This is a genomic window from Psychrobacter immobilis (genome assembly GCF_904846235.1).
Classification (GTDB): Bacteria; Pseudomonadota; Gammaproteobacteria; order Pseudomonadales; family Moraxellaceae; genus Psychrobacter; species Psychrobacter immobilis_C.
The window spans coordinates 1-1,030 of sequence record NZ_CAJGZN010000054.1 but is presented as its reverse complement, the minus strand read 5'-3'; the positions used below and the strand labels follow the sequence as shown (position 1 = coordinate 1,030).

At 42.5% G+C, this 1,030-nt stretch carries 1 protein-coding gene; it reads right to left on the bottom strand.

What is annotated here, in order from left to right; all coding sequences use genetic code 11:
* Positions 1 to 44: 44 nt before the first annotated feature.
* On the bottom strand, positions 45 to 926 hold the full coding sequence (locus JMX07_RS13480) for an IS982 family transposase (protein ID WP_057758743.1): 882 nt from the start codon (positions 924 to 926) through the stop codon (positions 45 to 47).
* Positions 927 to 1,030 lie beyond the last annotated feature (104 nt).

Genomic DNA, 1,030 nt, shown 5'->3' with positions numbered 1-1,030 from the left:
AACCCCAGTTCGGGATAAGCCACATTATAACTCATTGATACTATTTACAATGTTGCTACCTGTCCCTGCTGAGGCATATTTTTGATGGTGGGTTTATAGGGAAACCAGCAATAAGCAATTAAACCTGACAGCAAGTTTGTGATAAACCCCGTGACACTACGATGGCGTGAATGCTCAATCTGACACAAGTTTTTAAGCTCCCCAAACACCGTTTCAACCAAAGAGCGATGATTGAGTAGTGCCTCATCCATAGGCTCAAGTAATTGGGGTTTCATATTACGCCGAAGTTTCGTTATCAGCCTAGTATCACTGTGTTTTGTGAGCCACGCGTTTAGTGCTTTACTGATGTATCCTCTATCACCAAACAGCTTACCAAATAACGGCGTTGCCATATCCTTAACAGGCACTCTGTCATCCGTATTACCCGCAGTGACTTTAACAGATACAAGCTCGCCCTTATGATTGATAATGGCGTGCAGCTTAAAGCCATAGAACCAGCCCATGCTGCTTTTGCCTCGGGTTGCAAGTCCCTTAAAGACTTTATGACGGTAGATACGCTTGTTATGACAAACTGCTATCTTGGTTGAATCAATATAGCTGATACCCGTACAGTCGCCCATCATGCTTTGCAAGTAGCTGCACAGTGGTATGATACTGCGCGGTATAAGCTCTATAAATCGCGAGTAGCTCGGCAGATTTGGAAACTCCCGTTTCATCATGCCAAGCATGTGATGGTAGTAAAACGCCTTAAACTGTCGATAACGTAATTGATGAAACAGTATCAAGATGGTCATAATCTCTGCTACACTTATCTGGCATGCTCTTAACCTTTGGTGTCCCGTTGCGATTAAATGAGCGTCAAACTCAGGTTTGAATTGCTGATAAAAGTCGTCAATATGGCAGTATAGTTCGGTTAGGTTGTCCATGTAAGAAGTCCTTGTTGTGAAGTTTGTCTTGGTAAACTTACTTTAGCAACTTCGGACTTCTTTTTTTATTTTTTTTTTGAGCCCTTATCCCGAACTGGGGTTAT